At 71.9% G+C, this 16931-nt stretch carries 10 protein-coding genes; 2 read left to right on the top strand and 8 right to left on the bottom strand.

Going from position 1 to position 16931, the window contains the following annotated elements; genetic code table 11:
• Positions 1-19 precede the first annotated feature (19 nt).
• The 3 genes from IE308_RS16230 to IE308_RS16220 all read right to left on the bottom strand — a co-directional run bounded on the left by IE308_RS16230 (position 20) and on the right by IE308_RS16220 (position 5322).
• Positions 20-1414 carry a maltokinase N-terminal cap-like domain-containing protein gene (locus IE308_RS16230; RefSeq protein ID WP_190218506.1) on the bottom strand — a complete coding sequence of 465 codons (1395 nt, stop codon included), beginning with the start codon at positions 1412-1414 and terminating at the stop codon, positions 20-22.
• A 93-nt stretch (positions 1415-1507) separates the two neighbouring features.
• Complete coding sequence (gene treS, locus IE308_RS16225) at positions 1508-3208, bottom strand: maltose alpha-D-glucosyltransferase (protein ID WP_110630775.1); 1701 nt, start codon at positions 3206-3208, stop codon at positions 1508-1510.
• Positions 3205-5322: an alpha-1,4-glucan--maltose-1-phosphate maltosyltransferase gene (locus IE308_RS16220; RefSeq protein ID WP_190218505.1), complete on the bottom strand. Its 2118-nt coding sequence runs from the start codon at positions 5320-5322 to the stop codon at positions 3205-3207. The genes treS and IE308_RS16220 overlap by 4 nt, the downstream gene beginning before the upstream one ends.
• A gap of 739 nt (positions 5323-6061) precedes the next feature.
• Here IE308_RS16220 and IE308_RS16215 point away from each other — a divergent pair.
• Entirely contained in the window at positions 6062-8680 is a 2619-nt protein-coding gene (locus IE308_RS16215) for a glycosyltransferase family 1 protein (RefSeq protein ID WP_110630779.1), read from the top strand.
• 45 nt (positions 8681-8725) lie between these two features.
• Positions 8726-10111: an MFS transporter gene (locus IE308_RS16210; RefSeq protein ID WP_190218504.1), complete on the top strand. Its 1386-nt coding sequence runs from the start codon at positions 8726-8728 to the stop codon at positions 10109-10111.
• Positions 10112-10394: 283 nt separating this feature from the next.
• Here IE308_RS16210 and IE308_RS16205 read toward each other — a convergent pair whose 3' ends face one another.
• The 5 genes from IE308_RS16205 to IE308_RS16185 all read right to left on the bottom strand — a co-directional run bounded on the left by IE308_RS16205 (position 10395) and on the right by IE308_RS16185 (position 16926).
• A complete protein-coding gene (locus IE308_RS16205; protein WP_190218503.1) occupies positions 10395-10913 on the bottom strand; it encodes a DUF1990 domain-containing protein in 519 nt (172 codons plus the stop codon).
• A 55-nt stretch (positions 10914-10968) separates the two neighbouring features.
• Positions 10969-12615, bottom strand: coding sequence for a M4 family metallopeptidase (locus IE308_RS16200; protein WP_190218502.1), 1647 nt, complete (start codon positions 12613-12615; stop codon positions 10969-10971).
• 235 nt (positions 12616-12850) lie between these two features.
• On the bottom strand, positions 12851-14884 hold the full coding sequence (locus tag IE308_RS16195) for a M4 family metallopeptidase (protein WP_110630786.1): 2034 nt from the start codon (positions 14882-14884) through the stop codon (positions 12851-12853).
• Positions 14885-15197: 313 nt separating this feature from the next.
• The gene (locus tag IE308_RS16190) at positions 15198-16373 is read right to left on the bottom strand and encodes an MAB_1171c family putative transporter (RefSeq protein WP_190218501.1); all 1176 of its coding nucleotides are present in this window, start codon (positions 16371-16373) and stop codon (positions 15198-15200) included.
• Entirely contained in the window at positions 16360-16926 is a 567-nt protein-coding gene (locus tag IE308_RS16185; protein WP_190218500.1) for a hypothetical protein, read from the bottom strand. The genes IE308_RS16190 and IE308_RS16185 overlap by 14 nt, the downstream gene beginning before the upstream one ends.
• Positions 16927-16931 lie beyond the last annotated feature (5 nt).

Raw genomic sequence — 16931 nt, 5'->3', positions numbered from 1 at the left:
CTCCTCGGCGAAGGTCGGGTCAGATCAGGTCGGATGTGGCGTACCGCTCGACCGCGGCCATCGGCACCGGCAGCCAGTCGGGGCGGTGCCGGGCCTCGTACAGGACCTCGTAGATCGCCTTGTCGGTCTCGAAGGCCCGCAGCAGCACCGGCTCGGTACGCGGATCGGCGCCGCTGACCTCGCCGTACCCGGTGCAGTAGGCGGCCCGGCAGCGCCGCGCCCACTCCGGGTCGGGCGGGCTCACGGAGTACGCCGCGTAGTCGAAGGAGCGGAGCATCCCGGCGACGTCCCGGATCACCGGCTGCGGCATCCGCCGCTCCGCCAGCGGCCGGGCCGGCTCCCCCTCGAAGTCGATCAGCGACCACTGCCCGTCGGGCGAGCGCAGGCACTGCCCGAGGTGCAGGTCGCCGTGGACGCGCTGGGCGGTGAGCGTACGGCCCTCCGCGGCCAGGTCGGCCACCGCCGTGAACGCGGTGCGCAGCCCCGCCGCGTACGGCCGCAGCGCCGGCACCGCGTGCACCGCCGCCTCCAGCCGCTCGATCATGCCGGCGACCAGCGGCTCCAGCTGTGTGTGCCCCAGCGTGACGGTGGGCAGGGCGCGGGCCAGCGCGGTGTGCACCTCGGCCGTGGCGCGGCCCAGCGCGTGCGCCTCGGCGGCGAAGTCCTCGCCCTTGGCCAGCTCCCGCAGGGCCAGGTCCCAGCCGTCGGAGGCGCCCTGCACGAAGGGCTGCAGCACGCCGAGGACGTATGTCTCCCCGTGCACGTCGGCCTGCATCCAGGCCGTCGGCGCGGGCACCCGGGCGCACCCCTCGCGGGCGAGGGCGAGCGGCAGCTCCAGGTCGGGGTTGACGCCGGGCACGACCCGGCGCAGCAGTTTCAGGATGAACGTATCGCCGTAGACGATCGAGGAGTTCGACTGCTCGGCGGTCATCAGGCGGGGCACCAGGCCCGGGCGTATCTCCCGGCTCTGGTCCCGGTCGAAACGCAGCCCGCCGATGCGGGCCTGGGAGCGCAGGGCCTCCAGGAGCACCTCGGCGGGCCGGGAGTCGTAGAGGGCGTCGTACACCGTGTGTCCGGTGAGCGGGCCCTCGGTCACGTGGCCGATCAGCGCGGGCGCCAGCCGGGGCGGCAGCGCCTCGCGCACGCCTATGAGCAGCTGGTAGCAGTCGGCGGGGTGGGTGGCCGCGCCGACCACGGGCACGGTCGGCTGGTGGGCCCGCACCAGCAGGTGGTACAGGCCGAGCCGGCCGCCGAGCGGCAGCAGCTCCACCGCCGCGACCAGGGAGAATCCGGTGACCGGCCGTCCTTTGCCGGCGAACCAGCGCTGCCGCGGCAGCCACTCGCGCAACAGCGGATCGAGTGACGCGAGGAGGCTGGGGCTGACAGCGCCAGAGACTGTGACCGTTTCCGCCATGGGCGTCACGTCCTTTCCCCGGTGGGAGGCCGTCGGGGTGTTACTGATGCGTGCCCCGGGCGGGGCGGGGGAAACCGCCCCGCCCCGGGGTTCCTACGGGGCTTCCTTGCGGAGGCGGAACCAGTAGAAGCCGTGGCCCGCCAGGGTCAGCAAGTACGGCAGCTCGCCGATGGCCGGGAATCGCACCCCGCCGAACAGCTCGACCGGGTGGCGGCCGGTGAACGCCTGGAGGTCCAGTTCCGTGGGCTGGGCGAAGCGGGAGAAGTTGTTGACGCACAGCACGAGGTCGTCCTCGTACTCGCGCAGGAACGCCAGCACGGCCGGGTTCGACGAGGGCAGCTCGGTGAAGGAGCCCAGGCCGAAGGCCGGGTTCTGCTTGCGGATCTCGATCATGCGGCGGGTCCAGTGCAGCAGTGACGACGGCGACGCCATGGACGCCTCGACGTTGGTGACCTGGTAGCCGTAGACCGGGTCCATGATCGTGGGGAGGTAGAGCCGCCCGGGGTCGCAGGAGGAGAAGCCCGCGTTGCGGTCCGGGGTCCACTGCATGGGCGTGCGGACGCTGTCCCGGTCGCCGAGCCAGATGTTGTCGCCCATGCCGATCTCGTCGCCGTAGTAGAGGATCGGCGAGCCCGGCAGGGACAGCAGCAGGGCCGTGAACAGCTCGATCTGGTTGCGGTCGTTGTCCAGCAGCGGGGCCAGCCGGCGGCGGATGCCGATGTTGGCGCGCATCCGCGGGTCCTTGGCGTACTCCGCGTACATGTAGTCGCGCTCTTCGTCGGTGACCATCTCCAGGGTCAGCTCGTCGTGGTTGCGCAGGAAGATGCCCCACTGGCAGCCCGACGGGATCGCCGGGGTCTTCGCCAGGATCTCCGACACCGGGTAGCGCGACTCACGCCGTACCGCCATGAAGATGCGCGGCATGACCGGGAAGTGGAACGCCATGTGGCACTCGTCGCCGCCGGACTCGAAGTCGCCGAAGTAGTCGACGACGTCCTCCGGCCACTGGTTGGCCTCGGCGAGGATCACCGTGTCCGGGTACTGCGCGTCGATCTCCTTGCGCACCCGCTTGAGGAACTCGTGGGTTGCCGGAAGGTTTTCGCAGTTCGTTCCCTCCTCGGCGTACAGGTACGGCACCGCGTCCAGCCGGAAGCCGTCGATGCCCAGGTCCAGCCAGAACTTCAGCGCGGAGATCATCTCCTCCTGCACGGCCGGGTTCTCGTAGTTCAGGTCCGGCTGGTGCGAGAAGAAGCGGTGGAAGAAGTACTGCTTGCGGACCGGGTCGAAGGTCCAGTTCGACACTTCCGTGTCGACGAAGATGATCCGCGCGTCCGCGTACTGCTTGTCGTCGTCGGCCCACATGTAGTAGTCGCCGTACGGCCCGTCGGGATTGCTGCGGGACTCCTGGAACCACGGGTGCTGGTCGCTGGTGTGGTTCATGACGAAGTCGATGATCACGCGCATGCCGCGCTGGTGGGCGGCGTCGACGAACTCGACGAAGTCGGCCAGGTCACCGAACTCGGGCAGCACCGAGGTGTAGTCGGAGACGTCGTAGCCGCCGTCACGCAGGGGTGACTTGAAGAAGGGCGGCAGCCACAGGCAGTCGACGCCCAGCCATTGCAGGTAGTCCAGCTTGGCGGTGAGGCCCTTGAGGTCGCCCACGCCGTCGCCGTTGCTGTCCTGGAAGGAACGGACGAGGACCTCGTAGAAGACGGCGCGCTTGAACCAGTCGGGGTCCCGGTCCTTGGCCGGGGTGTCCTCGAAGGTGTCCGGGACGGGTTCGTTGACGATCATGTTGTGGGTGACCCTCCGATCTGCGGGGTGGACGGTCGCAGGACGGTGAAGACATGCGCGGGCCGGATGCCCGGTTCGAGTCGCACGTAGTTGGCCCTGCCCCAGTGATAGGTCTCGCCGGTGAGCTCGTCGCGCACCGGCACCGACTCGTGCCAGTCCAGGCCGAGTTGCGGCATGTCCAACGAGACCGTGGCCTCCTGGGTGTGGTGGGGGTCGAGGTTGGCGACCACCAGAACCGTGTTCGAACCGCTCCGCCTGGAGTACGCGATCACCGCGTCCTGGTCGGCGTGGTGGAAGTGCAGATCACGCAGCCGGCGCAGGGCCGGGCTGCCGCGGCGGATCTCGTTGAGTCGGGTGATCAGGGGCGCGATGGTGCGGCCCTCGCGCTCGGCGGCCTCCCAGTCGCGGGGGCGCAGCTGGTACTTCTCCGAGTCCAGGTACTCCTCGCTGCCCTCGCGGAGCGGGGTGTTCTCGCACAGCTCGTAGCCGGAGTAGATGCCCCAGGTGGGGGAGAGGGTGGCGGCCAGCACGGCGCGGACCTCGAAGGCGGGCCGGCCGCCGTGCTGGAGGTATTCGTGCAGGATGTCGGGGGTGTTGGCGAAGAAGTTCGGCCGCATGTAGGCGGCGGCCTCGCCGGACAGCTCGGTCAGGTACTCGGTGAGCTCCTGCTTGCTGTTGCGCCAGGTGAAATACGTGTACGACTGCTGGAAGCCGATCTGGGCCAGGGTGTGCATCATCGCGGGCCGGGTGAAGGCCTCCGCCAGGAAGATCACGTCCGGGTCGGCCGCGTTGATCTCGCCGATCACCCGCTCCCAGAACACCACCGGCTTGGTGTGCGGGTTGTCCACCCGGAAGATCCGCACCCCGTGGTCCATCCAGTGCCGCAGGACGCGGACCGTCTCGGCGACCAGGCCGTCCATGTCGGCGTCGAAGGCGATGGGGTAGATGTCCTGGTACTTCTTCGGCGGGTTCTCCGCGTAGGCGATCGTCCCGTCCGGGCGGTGGTGGAACCACTCCGGATGCTTGTGCACCCACGGGTGGTCGGGGGAGCACTGGAGCGCGAAGTCGAGGGCGACCTCCAGACCGTGCTCCGCGGCCCGCTGCACGAACCAGTCGAAGTCCTCGATCGTGCCGAGGTCGGGGTGCACGGCGTCGTGGCCGCCCTCCGGCGAGCCGATCGCCCAGGGCACGCCCACGTCGTCCGGGCCGGGGTCGAGCGTGTTGTTCTTGCCCTTGCGGAAGGTGGTGCCGATCGGATGGATCGGCGGCAGGTAGACGACGTCGAAGCCCATCTCCGCGATCTTCGGCAGACGCCGGGCCGCCGTGCGGAACGTGCCGTGCGGGCGCTCCGGCGTCCCCTCGGAGCGGGGGAAGAACTCGTACCAGGAGCCGAACAGCGCCCGCTCCCGCTCCACCTGCAGCGGCAGCGGCTCGGACGCGGTCACCAGCTCCCGCAGCGGATACCGGGCCAGCACCGCGTCCACCTCCGGGGTCAGCGCCCCGGCCAGCCGGGCCGCCGCGGGCCGCGTCTCGTCCCGCAAGGCCGCCACGGCCCCCAGGACGACGTCGCGCCGCCCGTCCTCCTCGGGGACGCCGGCGGCGGCCCGCTCGTACAGCCGCGCGCCCTCCTCCAGGACGATGTCCGTGTCCATCCCCGCGGGGATCTTGATCCGGGCGTGGTGCCGCCACGTCGCGACCGGATCGGCCCACGCCTCCACCTGGTACGTCCACCGGCCCGGCTCACCGGCCGTGACCGGGGCGCCCCAGCGGTCGGTGCCGGGGGCGAGCTCCCGCATCGGGGTCCAGGGGCCCGCACGGCCCTCCGGATCGCGCAGGACGACGTTGGCGGCCACGGCGTCGTGCCCCTCGCGGAACACGGTCGCGGTGATCTGGAACGTCTCCCCGGTCACCGCCTTCGCGGGGCGGCGGCCGTGCTGCACGATCGGCCGGACGTCCAGGACGGGTATGCGCCCGACGGCGGTGGCGCCGGACGCGCCGGACGCGCCGCGTGCGGCGGGCGGATCCGGCGGGGGCACGGGGGCGGCGGCCGGGCGCGACACGGGCGCGTCGGTGCGTGAGGTCGTGGGGGCTGACGAGTGGTGCGTGGCGGGCATGACCGCTCCTGTCCGCGTCAGACGTATGTGGGCGGATGGCTGTGGGAGAGGCGGGTCGTGCTGTCTGTGCCTGGAGGGGTACCCCCTTGGCTACCGGTGGAGCCTTCCCACTCTGTTCGGGTGGGCAATCCGGCACTTTGTTAACTACCCAGGCGTATGTCTACACACAAGACCGGCCCTGTTCCACAGGAACGAGACCGGTGGCGGCGGTCGGCCACCAGGACGCCGGGACCGGGAGGAATTCATCCCGCGCACCGGGCCCCCGGCCGGACACCTTCCCGGGCACGCCCGCTGTGACCAGTGCTTTTGTGTAACGTGCCGGTGACGCCTTCGGGTGACCGGCCGGGCGGAGGGCGCCCGCGCCCGCCGCGCGCGGCGCCCGAGACGGCGCGGACGTCCCCGGTTCGCGCCCGTCTCGGCGGTGTACCGGACCGGGACCGCGCCGCAGGTTGGCTGATTCCGGCCCGTGCGAGGCGGCGCGCCGCTTCCCGGCCGCGGGCGGCGACGGGCGCCACCGCGGGCGTGACGACCGGCCACCCGGCGGGAACGGCGCCCGCGCGGCAGCGTCCCGTGCGCGGCGGACGGTTACAAGAGGGCCCGCGGGACACGCGCCTGGAATCGGTCGTTCCGCCCGAAAGAGGGGTGCATCGGCTCAGCCCCCGGCGAGCCGGACACCGACGCCGGTACCGTCGTAAGGGACGACGCACCAAGGCTCACCGCCGCACCGAAGAGGTGGAATGTGAAGGCGATCCGTCGTTTCACCGTCCGACCCGTCCTCCCCGAGCCCCTGAGGCCCCTGAGCGACCTGGCCCGCAACCTGCGCTGGTCCTGGCACGCGGAGACCCGCGACCTGTTCCAGTCGGTGGACCCCGAACGCTGGGCCTCCTCGGGCGGCGACCCGATAAAGCTCCTCGGCAGCGTGCGCCCCGCCCGGCTCGCCGAACTGGCCGAGGACCGCCGCTTCCTGCGCCGCCTCGCCGCGGCCGCCGACGACCTGCACGACTACGTCACCGGCGCCCGCTGGTACCAGGCGCAGTCCGCCGAACTGCCCGCCGCGATCGCCTACTTCTCGCCCGAGTTCGGCATCACCGCCGCCCTGCCCCAGTACTCCGGCGGCCTCGGCATCCTCGCCGGCGACCACCTGAAGGCCGCCAGCGACCTCGGCGTGCCGCTGATCGGCGTCGGGCTGCTCTACCGGCACGGCTACTTCCGGCAGACCCTGTCCCGCGAGGGCTGGCAGCAGGAGCACTACCCGGTCCTCGACCCCAATGAGCTGCCCGTCGTCCTGCTCGACGAGGAGGACGGCACCCCCGCCCAGGTCAGCCTCGCGCTGCCCGGCGGCAAGCGGCTGCACGCCCGGATCTGGCTGGCCCAGGTCGGCCGGGTGCCGCTGCTGATGCTCGACTCCGACGTCGAGGAGAACGACCTCGGCGAGCGCGGGGTGACCGACCGGCTCTACGGCGGCGGCAGCGAGCACCGGCTGCTCCAGGAGATGCTGCTCGGCATAGGAGGTGTCCGGGCGGTACGGACGTACTGCCGCCTCACCGGCCACCCGGCGCCGGAGGTCTTCCACACCAACGAGGGCCACGCCGGCTTCCTCGGCCTGGAGCGCATCGCCGAGCTGTGCGACGAGGGCCTCGACTTCGACGCGGCGCTGGAGGCGGTCCGCGCCGGGACCGTGTTCACCACGCACACCCCCGTCCCGGCCGGCATCGACCGCTTCGACCGGGAGCTGGTCGCCCGCCACTTCGGGCCCGGCGCCGAGCTGCCGCGCATCGAGGTGGAGCGGGTGCTGCGGCTGGGCATGGAGACCTACCCCGGCGGCGAGCCCAACCTGTTCAACATGGCCGTGATGGGGCTCAGGCTGGCCCAGCGCGCCAACGGCGTGTCACTGCTGCACGGCCACGTCAGCCGGGAGATGTTCTCCGGCCTGTGGCCCGGCTTCGACCCCGACGAGGTGCCGATCACCTCGGTGACGAACGGCGTGCACGCGCCGACCTGGGTGGCGCCGGAGGTCTTCCGGCTCGGCGCCCGGCAGATCGGCGCCCAGCGCGCCGAGGACGCGCTGGCCGTGGGCGGCTCCGAACGCTGGGACTCCGTCGCCGACATCCCCGACCAGGACATCTGGGAGCTGCGCCGCTCCCTGCGGGAACAACTGGTCGACGAGGTGCGCGAGCGGCTGCGGGCCTCCTGGCGGCAGCGCGGCGCGGGCACGGCCGAGCTGGGCTGGATCGACCAGGTCCTCGACCCCGACGTGCTGACGATCGGATTCGCCCGCCGCGTCCCGTCGTACAAGCGGCTGACCCTGATGCTGCGCGACCGGGACCGCCTGATGGACCTGCTGCTGCACCCCGAGCGGCCGATCCAGATCGTGGTCGCGGGCAAGGCCCACCCCGCCGACGACGGCGGCAAACGCCTCGTGCAGGAGCTGGTCCGCTTCGCCGACGACCCGCGGGTGCGCCACCGGATCGTCTTCCTCCCCGACTACGGCATGGCGATGGCGCAGAAGCTCTACCCCGGCTGCGACATCTGGCTGAACAACCCGCTGCGCCCGCTGGAGGCCTGCGGCACGAGCGGTATGAAGGCCGCCCTCAACGGCTGCCTGAACCTGTCCGTGCTGGACGGCTGGTGGGACGAGTGGTTCCAGCCCGACTTCGGCTGGGCGATCCCCACGGCCGACGGGCAGGGCACCGACACCGACCGCCGCGACGACCTGGAGGCGGCGGCCCTCTACGACCTGCTGGAACAGCGGATCACCCCGCGCTTCTACGAGCGCGGCGGCAGCGGTCTGCCCGACCGGTGGATCGAGATGGTCCGCCAGACCCTCACCCACCTCGGGCCGAAGGTGCTGGCCGGCCGCATGGTCCGCGAATACGTCGAACGGCTGTACGCCCCCGCCGCGCACGCCCACCGCGCGCTCAGCACGGACGCGGCACGCGAACTGGCGGAGTGGAAGGCGCGGGTGCGCGGGGCCTGGCACGGGGTGACCGTCGACCACGTGGAGACCTCGGCGACGACGGCCACGGCCGAACTGGGCACGACGCTCACCCTGCGGGTACGGGTGGCGCTCGGTGACCTGAGCCCCGAGGACGTCGAGGTGCAGGCGGTGTCGGGCCGCGTCGACGCGGAGGACCGCATCACGGACGCGACGGCGGTCCCGCTGAAGCCGGTGGGCGGCCCCGACATGGAGGGCCGCTGGAGCTACGAGGGCCCCCTGTCCCTGGACCGCACGGGCCCGTACGGCTACACGGTGCGCATCCTTCCCGACCACCGCCTGCTGGCGTCCCACGCCGAGCTGGGCCTCGTCGCCGTACCGGCGGAGGACGTGGTGGAGGGGGCAGGGGTGTTGCTGAGGTAGCAAAAGACGTTCCGGGCCGGTGGTGGTCCCGCGCAGCATGGCGGCATGACCACCACCCGGCTCGTCGCCGCTCCTCCCCAGGGTCTCGGCCCGCGCAGACGCCGCACGGTTCTCGCCGTGTGCTGCCTCAGCCTCTTCCTCGTCGGCATGGACACCACCATCGTCAACATCGGGCTGCCGGCCATCGGACGGGACCTCGGGGGCGGGACCCGGGGACTGGAGTGGATCGTCGACGCCTACACGCTCGTGCTCGCCGGGTTGCTGATCACCTCCGGGGCGGTGGCCGACCGGGTGGGGCGGCGGCGGGTGTTCCAGACGGGTCTTGTGGTGTTCGGGGTCGCCTCCGTGGGGTGTGCGGTGGCGCCCTCGCTGGGGGTGCTCGTCGCCGCCCGGGTGGTGCAGGGGGTGGGGGCGTCCATGCTCAGTCCCGTCGCGCTCGCCATCGTGGTCAACGCCATCACCGACCCGAGGGAGCGGGCCCGGGCCATCGGGGTGTGGGCCGCCGTGTTCGGGGTGAGCATGGCCGCGGGGCCCGTCGTGGGCGGGGCGCTCGTCTCCGCCGTGGGCTGGCGGGGCGTCTTCTGGGTCAACCTGCCCGTGATCGTGGGTGCGTTGGTGCTCAGTGCCGTGTTCGTGCCCGAGTCGCGGGCCGCGCGGGCGAGGCGGCTCGATCCGCCCGGGCAGGTCCTGCTGATGCTGCTGGTCGGGCTGACGGTCGGGGTGCTCATCGAAGGGCCGCGCCTCGGGTGGGGGTCGGACCGGGCGCTCGCCGGGTACGGGGCCGTCCTGGGGCTGGGAGTGGTGTTCGTGCTCGTCGAGTCCCGGCGGGCCGAGCCGCTCATGGACCCCCGGCTGTTCCGGCGGCGGTCGTTCGCCGGGGCCGTGTTCGGGGCGGTCGTCGTCTTCGTCGCGCTGAACGTGACCCTGCTGCTCAACACCCTGTACCTGCAGCACGTGCGGGGCATGTCGCCCGCCGCGGCGGGCGCGCTGACCTTGCCGATGGCGGTCGGGGCGACCGTGTGTGCGCCGTGGGCGGGGCGGATGGTCGGGCAGCGGGGGCCGCGTCTGCCGTTGGCTCTGGCGGGTGCGTTCACGGCGGCCGGGGGCCTGGTGCTGGCGGGGGTGGACGCGCGGACGCCCTGGCCGGTGCTGCTCTGTGCCTACCTCGCGATCGGGGTCGGGTTCGGCTTCGCCAACGCTCCGCTGACCAACACCGCCGTCAGCGGGCTGCCGGCCGAGCGGGCCGGGGTGGCGGGGGGTACGACGTCCACCGCGCGGCAGGTGGGGGCGGCGGTGGGGATCGCGGTCGCCGGGGCGTTTGTCTCCGACGGTGGGGGTGGGGGGCTCGTGGCTGCCGCCCGGCCGGGGTGGCTGGTGGTTGCGGGGTGTGGGGTGCTGTTGGTGGGGGTGGCGGCGGTGGCAGCCGGGTGAGGTGGTGGGGCGTCTGCGGGTGGGTGGGGGCTGGTCGCGCCCACGCGGCGGAGCCGCATATCGATACAGCCCCGCGCCCCTGTATGCCTGCGGCGGCCCGTTGCGGTTGCGTTGTGGCGTGCGTAGCGCCTACGGGCGGTTTGTGGGTCGGGGCCGCGCCGGGGGGTGTCCGTCCTCGGTGCGCCGCTGGGTACGGTCACATTCTTGCCGCTTCTTTACGGCGCCCGCTGCGGGCGGACACCCCCCGACACGGCCCCTCGCCGTCGTACGCGAGTGCGGGCCGTCACGCCTCATGGGGCGCGCAGAGTTTGCGCAGGACCGTTCCGCAGCGGCGGGCGTAGGCGTTCTGGAGGCCGCGGGTGGCGGGGCCGCCCGCTCTGGCGTACCACTTGGCCGGGCGGCTGAACGCGGCGATCGTCAGCCAGACCGTGCCGTCCCCGGTGCGCTCCACCAGGAAGGCCTCCTCGCCGCACTCGGGGTGGCCGGTCAGGGTGCCGTAGGCCCAGCCGGCCCGGCGGGGCTCCTCGGCCGTCCAGACGATGCGGCAGGGGGCCTTGATCATGCCGGCCAGGGTGACCGTGACGTCGACGCCCTCGGCGGCGCGGGGGGCCGTGGCGTCGATGCCGACGCCCAGCGCACGGTGCATCTCCCAGGTGAGGACCGCCTCCGCGGCCCGGCGGAAGACCGGCTCGCCCTCGCCCAGGCGGGTGCGGACGTGCAGGGGGTGGAAGCCGGGCGGGCAGGCGGTGACGTTCTCGCGGGTCGCGCCGACCGCGTCGTACGTGAAGTCCTCCGAAGACATGGGGTCCAAGCGTACGGCCCCCGGGAGACGCGCTCTCCCGGGGGCCGTCGTCAGGTCAGCTGACGTTGACCGCGGACCAGGCGGCGGCCACCGCCTTGTACTCGGTGCTGGTGGAGCCGTACAGCGCCGACGCCGCGTTCAGGGTCGCCGTGCGGGCGCCCTTGTAGTTCGTCGTGGAGGTCATGTACGTGGTGAGCGCCTTGTACCAGATCTGCAGCGCCTTGGCGCGGCCGATGCCGGTGACCGTGGAGCCGTTGTACGTCGGGGAGTTGTAGCTGACCCCGTTGATCGTCTTCGAGCCGCTGCCCTCCGACAGCAGGTAGAAGAAGTGGTTCGCGACACCGGACGAGTAGTGGACGTCCTTGCTGCCGACGGAGGAGGACCAGTAGTCGGCCGAGCCGCCGTCCTTGCTGGGCTTGTCCATGTAGCGCAGCGGGGTGCCGTCGCCGTTGATGTTGATCTTCTCGCCGATGAGGTAGTCGCCGGCGTCGGAGCTGTTGCCGGCGTAGAACTCCACGCCGGTGCCGAAGATGTCGGAGGTCGCCTCGTTCAGGCCGCCGGACTCGCCGGAGTAGTTCAGGCCCGCGGTGTTGGAGGTGACGCCGTGGCTCATCTCGTGGCCGGCCACGTCGAGCGACGTCAGCGGGTGGGTGTTGCCCGAGCCGTCGCCGTACGTCATGCAGAAGCAGCTGTCGTCCCAGAAGGCGTTGACGTACGCGTTGCCGTAGTGGACGCGGGAATAGGCGGCCTTGCCGTCGTTCTTGATGCCGGAGCGGCCGAAGGTGTTCTTGTAGAAGTCCCAGGTGACCTGGGCGCCGTAGGCCGCGTCGACGGCCGCCGTCTGGTCGGTGGAGGAGCTGGAGGCGGTGCCGGTGCCCCAGATGTCGTCCGCGTCGGTGAACAGGCTGCCGGTGCCGGACGTGCCGTGCGCGAGGTTGTACGTCTTGTGGCCGCCGCGCGTGGTGTCGTACAGCTGGTACGCCGTGCTGGCCTTGTAGGTGCCGAGGGTGACGGTGCCCGAGTACAGGCTCTTGCCGGTGCCCGTCTCGATGCCCTGGTACTCGTAGAGCTTCTTGCCGGTCGCAGCGTCGGTGATGACGTGCAGCTCGTTCGGGGTGCCGTCGTCCTGGAGGCCGCCGACGACCGTCTCGTAGGCGAGGACCGGCGTGCCGGTCGCCGCCCAGATCACCTTGCGGGGCGCCTGGGTGGCGGTGGTCTGGTCCGAGCCCGCCGCCTGGGCCGCGGTGAGGGCCTGGGCCTGCGCCTTCGACGCGGTGACCTTCGGGGTCAGCGTGGCCGGCTTGACCGACGCCTGGACCGCCTTCGTCACGCCTCTGGTCTCGCCGGACGCGCTCTGGTGGACGACCAGGTCGCCGCCGAGGACCGGCAGGCCCGCGTAGGTGCGCTCGTAGCGGGTGTGGACCGAGCCGTCGGCGTCCTTCACGACGTCCTTGACGACCAGGCTCTCCTGCGAGGCCAGGCCTATCTCGCGGGCCGTCGTCGTCGCCTCGGACTGCTTCTCCTGGATCAGCGTCGTGCGGGCGGCCGACGAGAGCAGGACGGGGGCCGCGGCGAGCTTCGGCGCCGGGGTCTGCGCGGCCGCGGAACCGGTGGTCAGACCGGTGGTAAGGAGGGCTCCGGCCGCGACGGCGGTGGCGACGGCCAGTGTCGTGCGCTTGTGACGCGCGTAGAGGGAGGACACACAAGCTCCTTTGTGGGGGAGTCCGGGCCGGAGTGGGGCAACCGGCCGGAGTGGCGGTGAAGTTGTGCGGCGGGTGAGGTGAAGCGTGGCAGAGAGGGCGCGTACATGTCATGACCCTGACGTGATGTTGGCCGAAATTCGGCTGTCCGGTAAACGTTTCAGGAATGTAAAAACGGGCGCCGCCCCGGGGAGTCGAACCTCCGGGGCGGCGCCCTGTCTCAGGGGCCGGTACGGCCTACGGGAAGGTCAGCTTCCACCCGTTGATGTAGCCCGTGTCGTAGGTCGCCTGGTCCTGGACCCGCAACTTCCAGGTGCCGTTGGCGACTTCGGAGGAGGCGTTGACCGTGTAGGTCGTCTGGACGTTGTCCGCCGAGTCCGAGGAGCTGAAGTTCTTCAGGCGGTACGCCGTGCCGTCCGGGGCCACCAGGTCGATCACCAGGTCACCGCGCCAGGTGTGGATGATGTCGACGCCGACCTGGAGGTTGGAGGGGGCGTTACCGGACCGGCCGGACACCGTGATCGAGGAGGTCACGGCCGCGCCGTTGTCCGGAATCGATACGTCGGCGGTGTTCTCGAAGACGGTGCCGCCACCGCCGCCGCCACCCGAGCGCGAACCGACCGCGACGCCGGCCCAGGCGTCCTGTACCGCCTTGTACTCGGCGGAGGAGGTGCCGTACAGCTCACCGGCCGCCGCGAGGGTGCCGGTGCGGGCGCCCGCGTAGTTGGTGGTCGAGGTGAACTTCGTGGTCAGCGCCCGGTACCAGATCTGCAGCGCCTTGTCCCGGCCGATGCCGGTGACCGGGAGGCCGTCCGCGGTCGGCGAGTTGTAGCTCACGCCGTTGATGACCTTGGCGCCGCTGCCCTCCGACAGGAGGTAGAAGAAGTGGTTGGCCGGGCCCGAGGAGTAGTGCACGTCGACCGAGCCGATGCCGGAGTACCAGCTGTCCTTGGACGCGCCGTCCTTGCTGGGCTTGTCCATGTAGCGCAGCGGGGTGCCGTCGCCGTTGATGTCGATCTTCTCGCCGATGAGGTAGTCACCGACGTCCGTGCTGTTGTTGGCGTAGAACTCCACGCCGGTGCCGAAGATGTCGGAGGTCGCCTCGTTCAGGCCGCCGGACTCGCCGGAGTAGTTCAGGCCCGCGGTGTTGGAGGTGACGCCGTGGCTCATCTCGTGGCCGGCCACGTCGAGGGAGGTCAGCGGGTGGGTGTTGCTGGTCCCGTCGCCGTAGGTCATGCAGAAGCAGCTGTCGTCCCAGAACGCGTTGACGTACGCGTTGCCGTAGTGGACGCGGCTGTACGCCGCCACCCCGTCGTTGCGGATGCCGCTGCGGCCGAAGGTGTTCTTGTAGAAGTCCCAGGTGACCGCCGCGCCGTAGTGCGCGTCCGCGCCCGCGGTGGCGGAGTTGGACGCCGTGCCGTTGCCCCAGGTGTCGCTGGTCTGCGAGAACAGGGTGCCGGTGCCGGAGGTGCCGCGGTTGAGGTTGTACGTCTTGTGACCGCCGCGCGCCCCGTCGTTGAGGGTGTACGTCGAGCCCGACAGGGTCGTGGTCAGGGGCACCGTGCCGCTGTACATGGTGTTGCCGGTGCCGTTCCTGACGCCCTGGTACTCGTACAGCTTCTGGCCGGTGGCCGCGTCGGTGATGACGTGCAGTTCGTTCGGCGTGCCGTCGTCCTGGAGGCCGCCCACGACCGTCTCGTACGCCAGGACCGGCTTGCCGCTCGCCGCCCAGATCACCTTGCGCGAGGAGTCCGCCGCCGACTTGGTGCCGCCGAGGGCCTTGGCGCGGGCCACGGCCTGCTGCTCGGCGGCGCTCTTGGTGACGTCCGGGGTCAGGTCGGAGACCTTCAGCGCGGCGTTCGTCGCCTTGATGACCCGCTGGGTCTCACCCGACTTGGCGGTGTCGACGATCAGGTCGCCGCCGAGGACCGGCAGACCGGCGTAGGTGCGCTCGTAGCGGGTGTGCAGCGTGCCGTCGGCGTCCTTGACGACGTCCCGCACGACCAGCCGCTCCTGGTCGCCCAGGCCTATCGCCGCGGCCGTGCGGGCGGTGCCGGAGGAGGCGTCGCGCAGCAGCTCCGCGCGCTGCGACGGGGAGAGCTGGACGGAGGCGTGCGCGGCGGCGGCCGACGGTGCCTGCTGCGGGGCGGCGGTCGCCGCGCCCGACTGGATCGCCGCGGTCAGGAGCGCGGCCACACCGACCAGGGCGGCGCCGGCCGTCCGGCGGTGCAGTGTGTGGGAGGTGCGTCTGCGCGAGGAACTGCTTCTCAACACTGACTCCTTCTGCGTGGCCGCGGGTCGCGCGGCCAGGGGAGATCCGGACGGGGGGATGCGCCGTCCGGGCAGAACAGGGTGGTGCAGGTGGTACGGGAAACCACGTGCGGCAGTGCGGGTCCGGCGCCACAGCGGTGGTGGATCTGTGGGGTTGCTGTGACGCGGCCGTGGGAAGAGTGGCAGGAGTCTCCCGGTCCTGTCAGGAGCGCGTCAGAAAGTTGGCCGGAAATCGTTCGTTGTCCGGATGTTCATGTTCGGTATACGGACTCGTGGCCCATGGGGCGAACGGGGCGCCAACCGCTGAACGGTCCTATCGCGCCACGGTGGGCGTCTCGCCGAGGCGCCGGGCGGCGGCCGCCACGGCCGGCGCCTCCATGGCCGCCGCCACCTGGGTCAGCCAGCGGATCTCCGCGTCCAGATCCGGCGCCCCCGGCCCCTTCGGCCGGTCGCCGGGCACCTCCCGGCGGCCCGCCAGCTCCGCCTCCAGGGCGTAGCGCAGCAGTACCGCCTCGACGGCCGGGGCGAGCAGGGTCTCGTCCACGCCGGCCGCCCGCAGCTCCGCCTCGGCGGCCGGCGGATGGCTCGCGTCCAGGTGCCGTTCGAGGTGCAGCACACCGTCCTGGATCTCCACCACGTACCGGTACAGCCGCAGCCGGGGGTGGTTGCGCCGCAGTTCGTCCGGCAGCGGCAGCACCACACCCGGAGCGCCCGTCTGCAGCATCCGCCACAGCGGCGCGATCCCGTCGGCCTGCCGCGCCGCCGCCCGCCGGAGCCGGTGCTCCGCGAGCGCCGGCCAGATCACGGCCAGCGCGAACAGCAGCCAGGACAGCCCCAGCAGCGCCTGGGTCGTCCCGGTCACCACGGCGGAGTCCGGCACGGGCCAGCGCAGGTGACGTGCCGTCACATAAGTGAAGCGGTGCAGCAGGTAGACGGCGTCCGCCGCGATGGCCACCCGCATCAGCCGCAGCGAGATCCGGGCCGGGCCGGGCACGGCGTACCGGCCGTGCGTCCAGCAGACCCACGCGGACACCAGCAGGCCGATCGCGGAGTACCCGGTCTGCACCGTCCAGTAGACGTACCCCGCGGTGGAGTCCTGGCTGTAGGTCAGCAGATCGACCTCGCCGTCCGGCCGGGGCATCACCGCGAACGCGACGGCCAGCGTCGCCGCCCCGGCCGCGAGCCCGGCCAGATTCCACCGCGACACCCGGCCCCGCGCCTGTCCCGTCACCTCACGGATGAACTCCAGCACCGCGGCCGTCGCGGTCAGCCCGAGCAGATGCACCAGGAGGTTCGTGACGCTGGCGACCCCGAGCACCGCGTCCACCACCCGCCGCACGGCGGGCGTGCCCAGCGTCACGGCCAGCGTCCAGCACAGCCACATCGTCGACAGCACCCGGTTGCGCCGGGGCGCGGACCGCCACCTGCCGACGCCGTACAGGGTGAGCAGCCACATCGGCGGCAGCATCACCAGCTCATACGGCCTCACTCGGCCCCCTCCACTCGTACGCGTCGGCGAAGGTGCACCACGCCAGGGACAGGGTGTCGGCCGACTTCCGCGAAGCACTGGGCAGCGCCGCCGGGGCGGCGTCGAAGTGCTGCCACAGCAGCGAGGCCAGCAACTCGGCCTCCTCCTCCTGCCCCGTCGTCGAGCGGGTCCGGTCCCGGGCCAGCAGCCGGGCCACCGTCGCCGGGTCGAGGTCGGGGAACAGCCGCCGCAGACCGTCGTGGTCCGGTTCGCCGTCCTGCCGGTGGTCCAGCAGGACGTGGGCCAGCTCGTGCAGCACGATGTGGACCTGGTGGACGCGGCTGGTCACGACCGAGTAGTAGACGTGGTCGGCGTCGGCGAGGGCGATCCACACCCCGCAGATCCCCGCCCCGGTGGACTGCGTGCCGGGCAGCGGGATCAGCCGGAGCGGCCGGCCGCGCGGCCGGGCCACCGCCGCGGCCAGGTCCTCGATACGGAACGGCCTCGGAACGTCCAGCTGCCCGATGAGGCTGTCACAGCGCGCCTTGAACCGGCGCCAGTACCGCTCCTCCACACCGC

Source organism: Streptomyces griseosporeus (genome assembly GCF_014656055.1).
Taxonomy (GTDB): domain Bacteria; phylum Actinomycetota; class Actinomycetes; order Streptomycetales; family Streptomycetaceae; genus Streptomyces; species Streptomyces griseosporeus.
The sequence above is the reverse complement of the archived record's forward strand: the minus strand, read 5'-3'. Positions and strand labels throughout refer to the sequence as shown.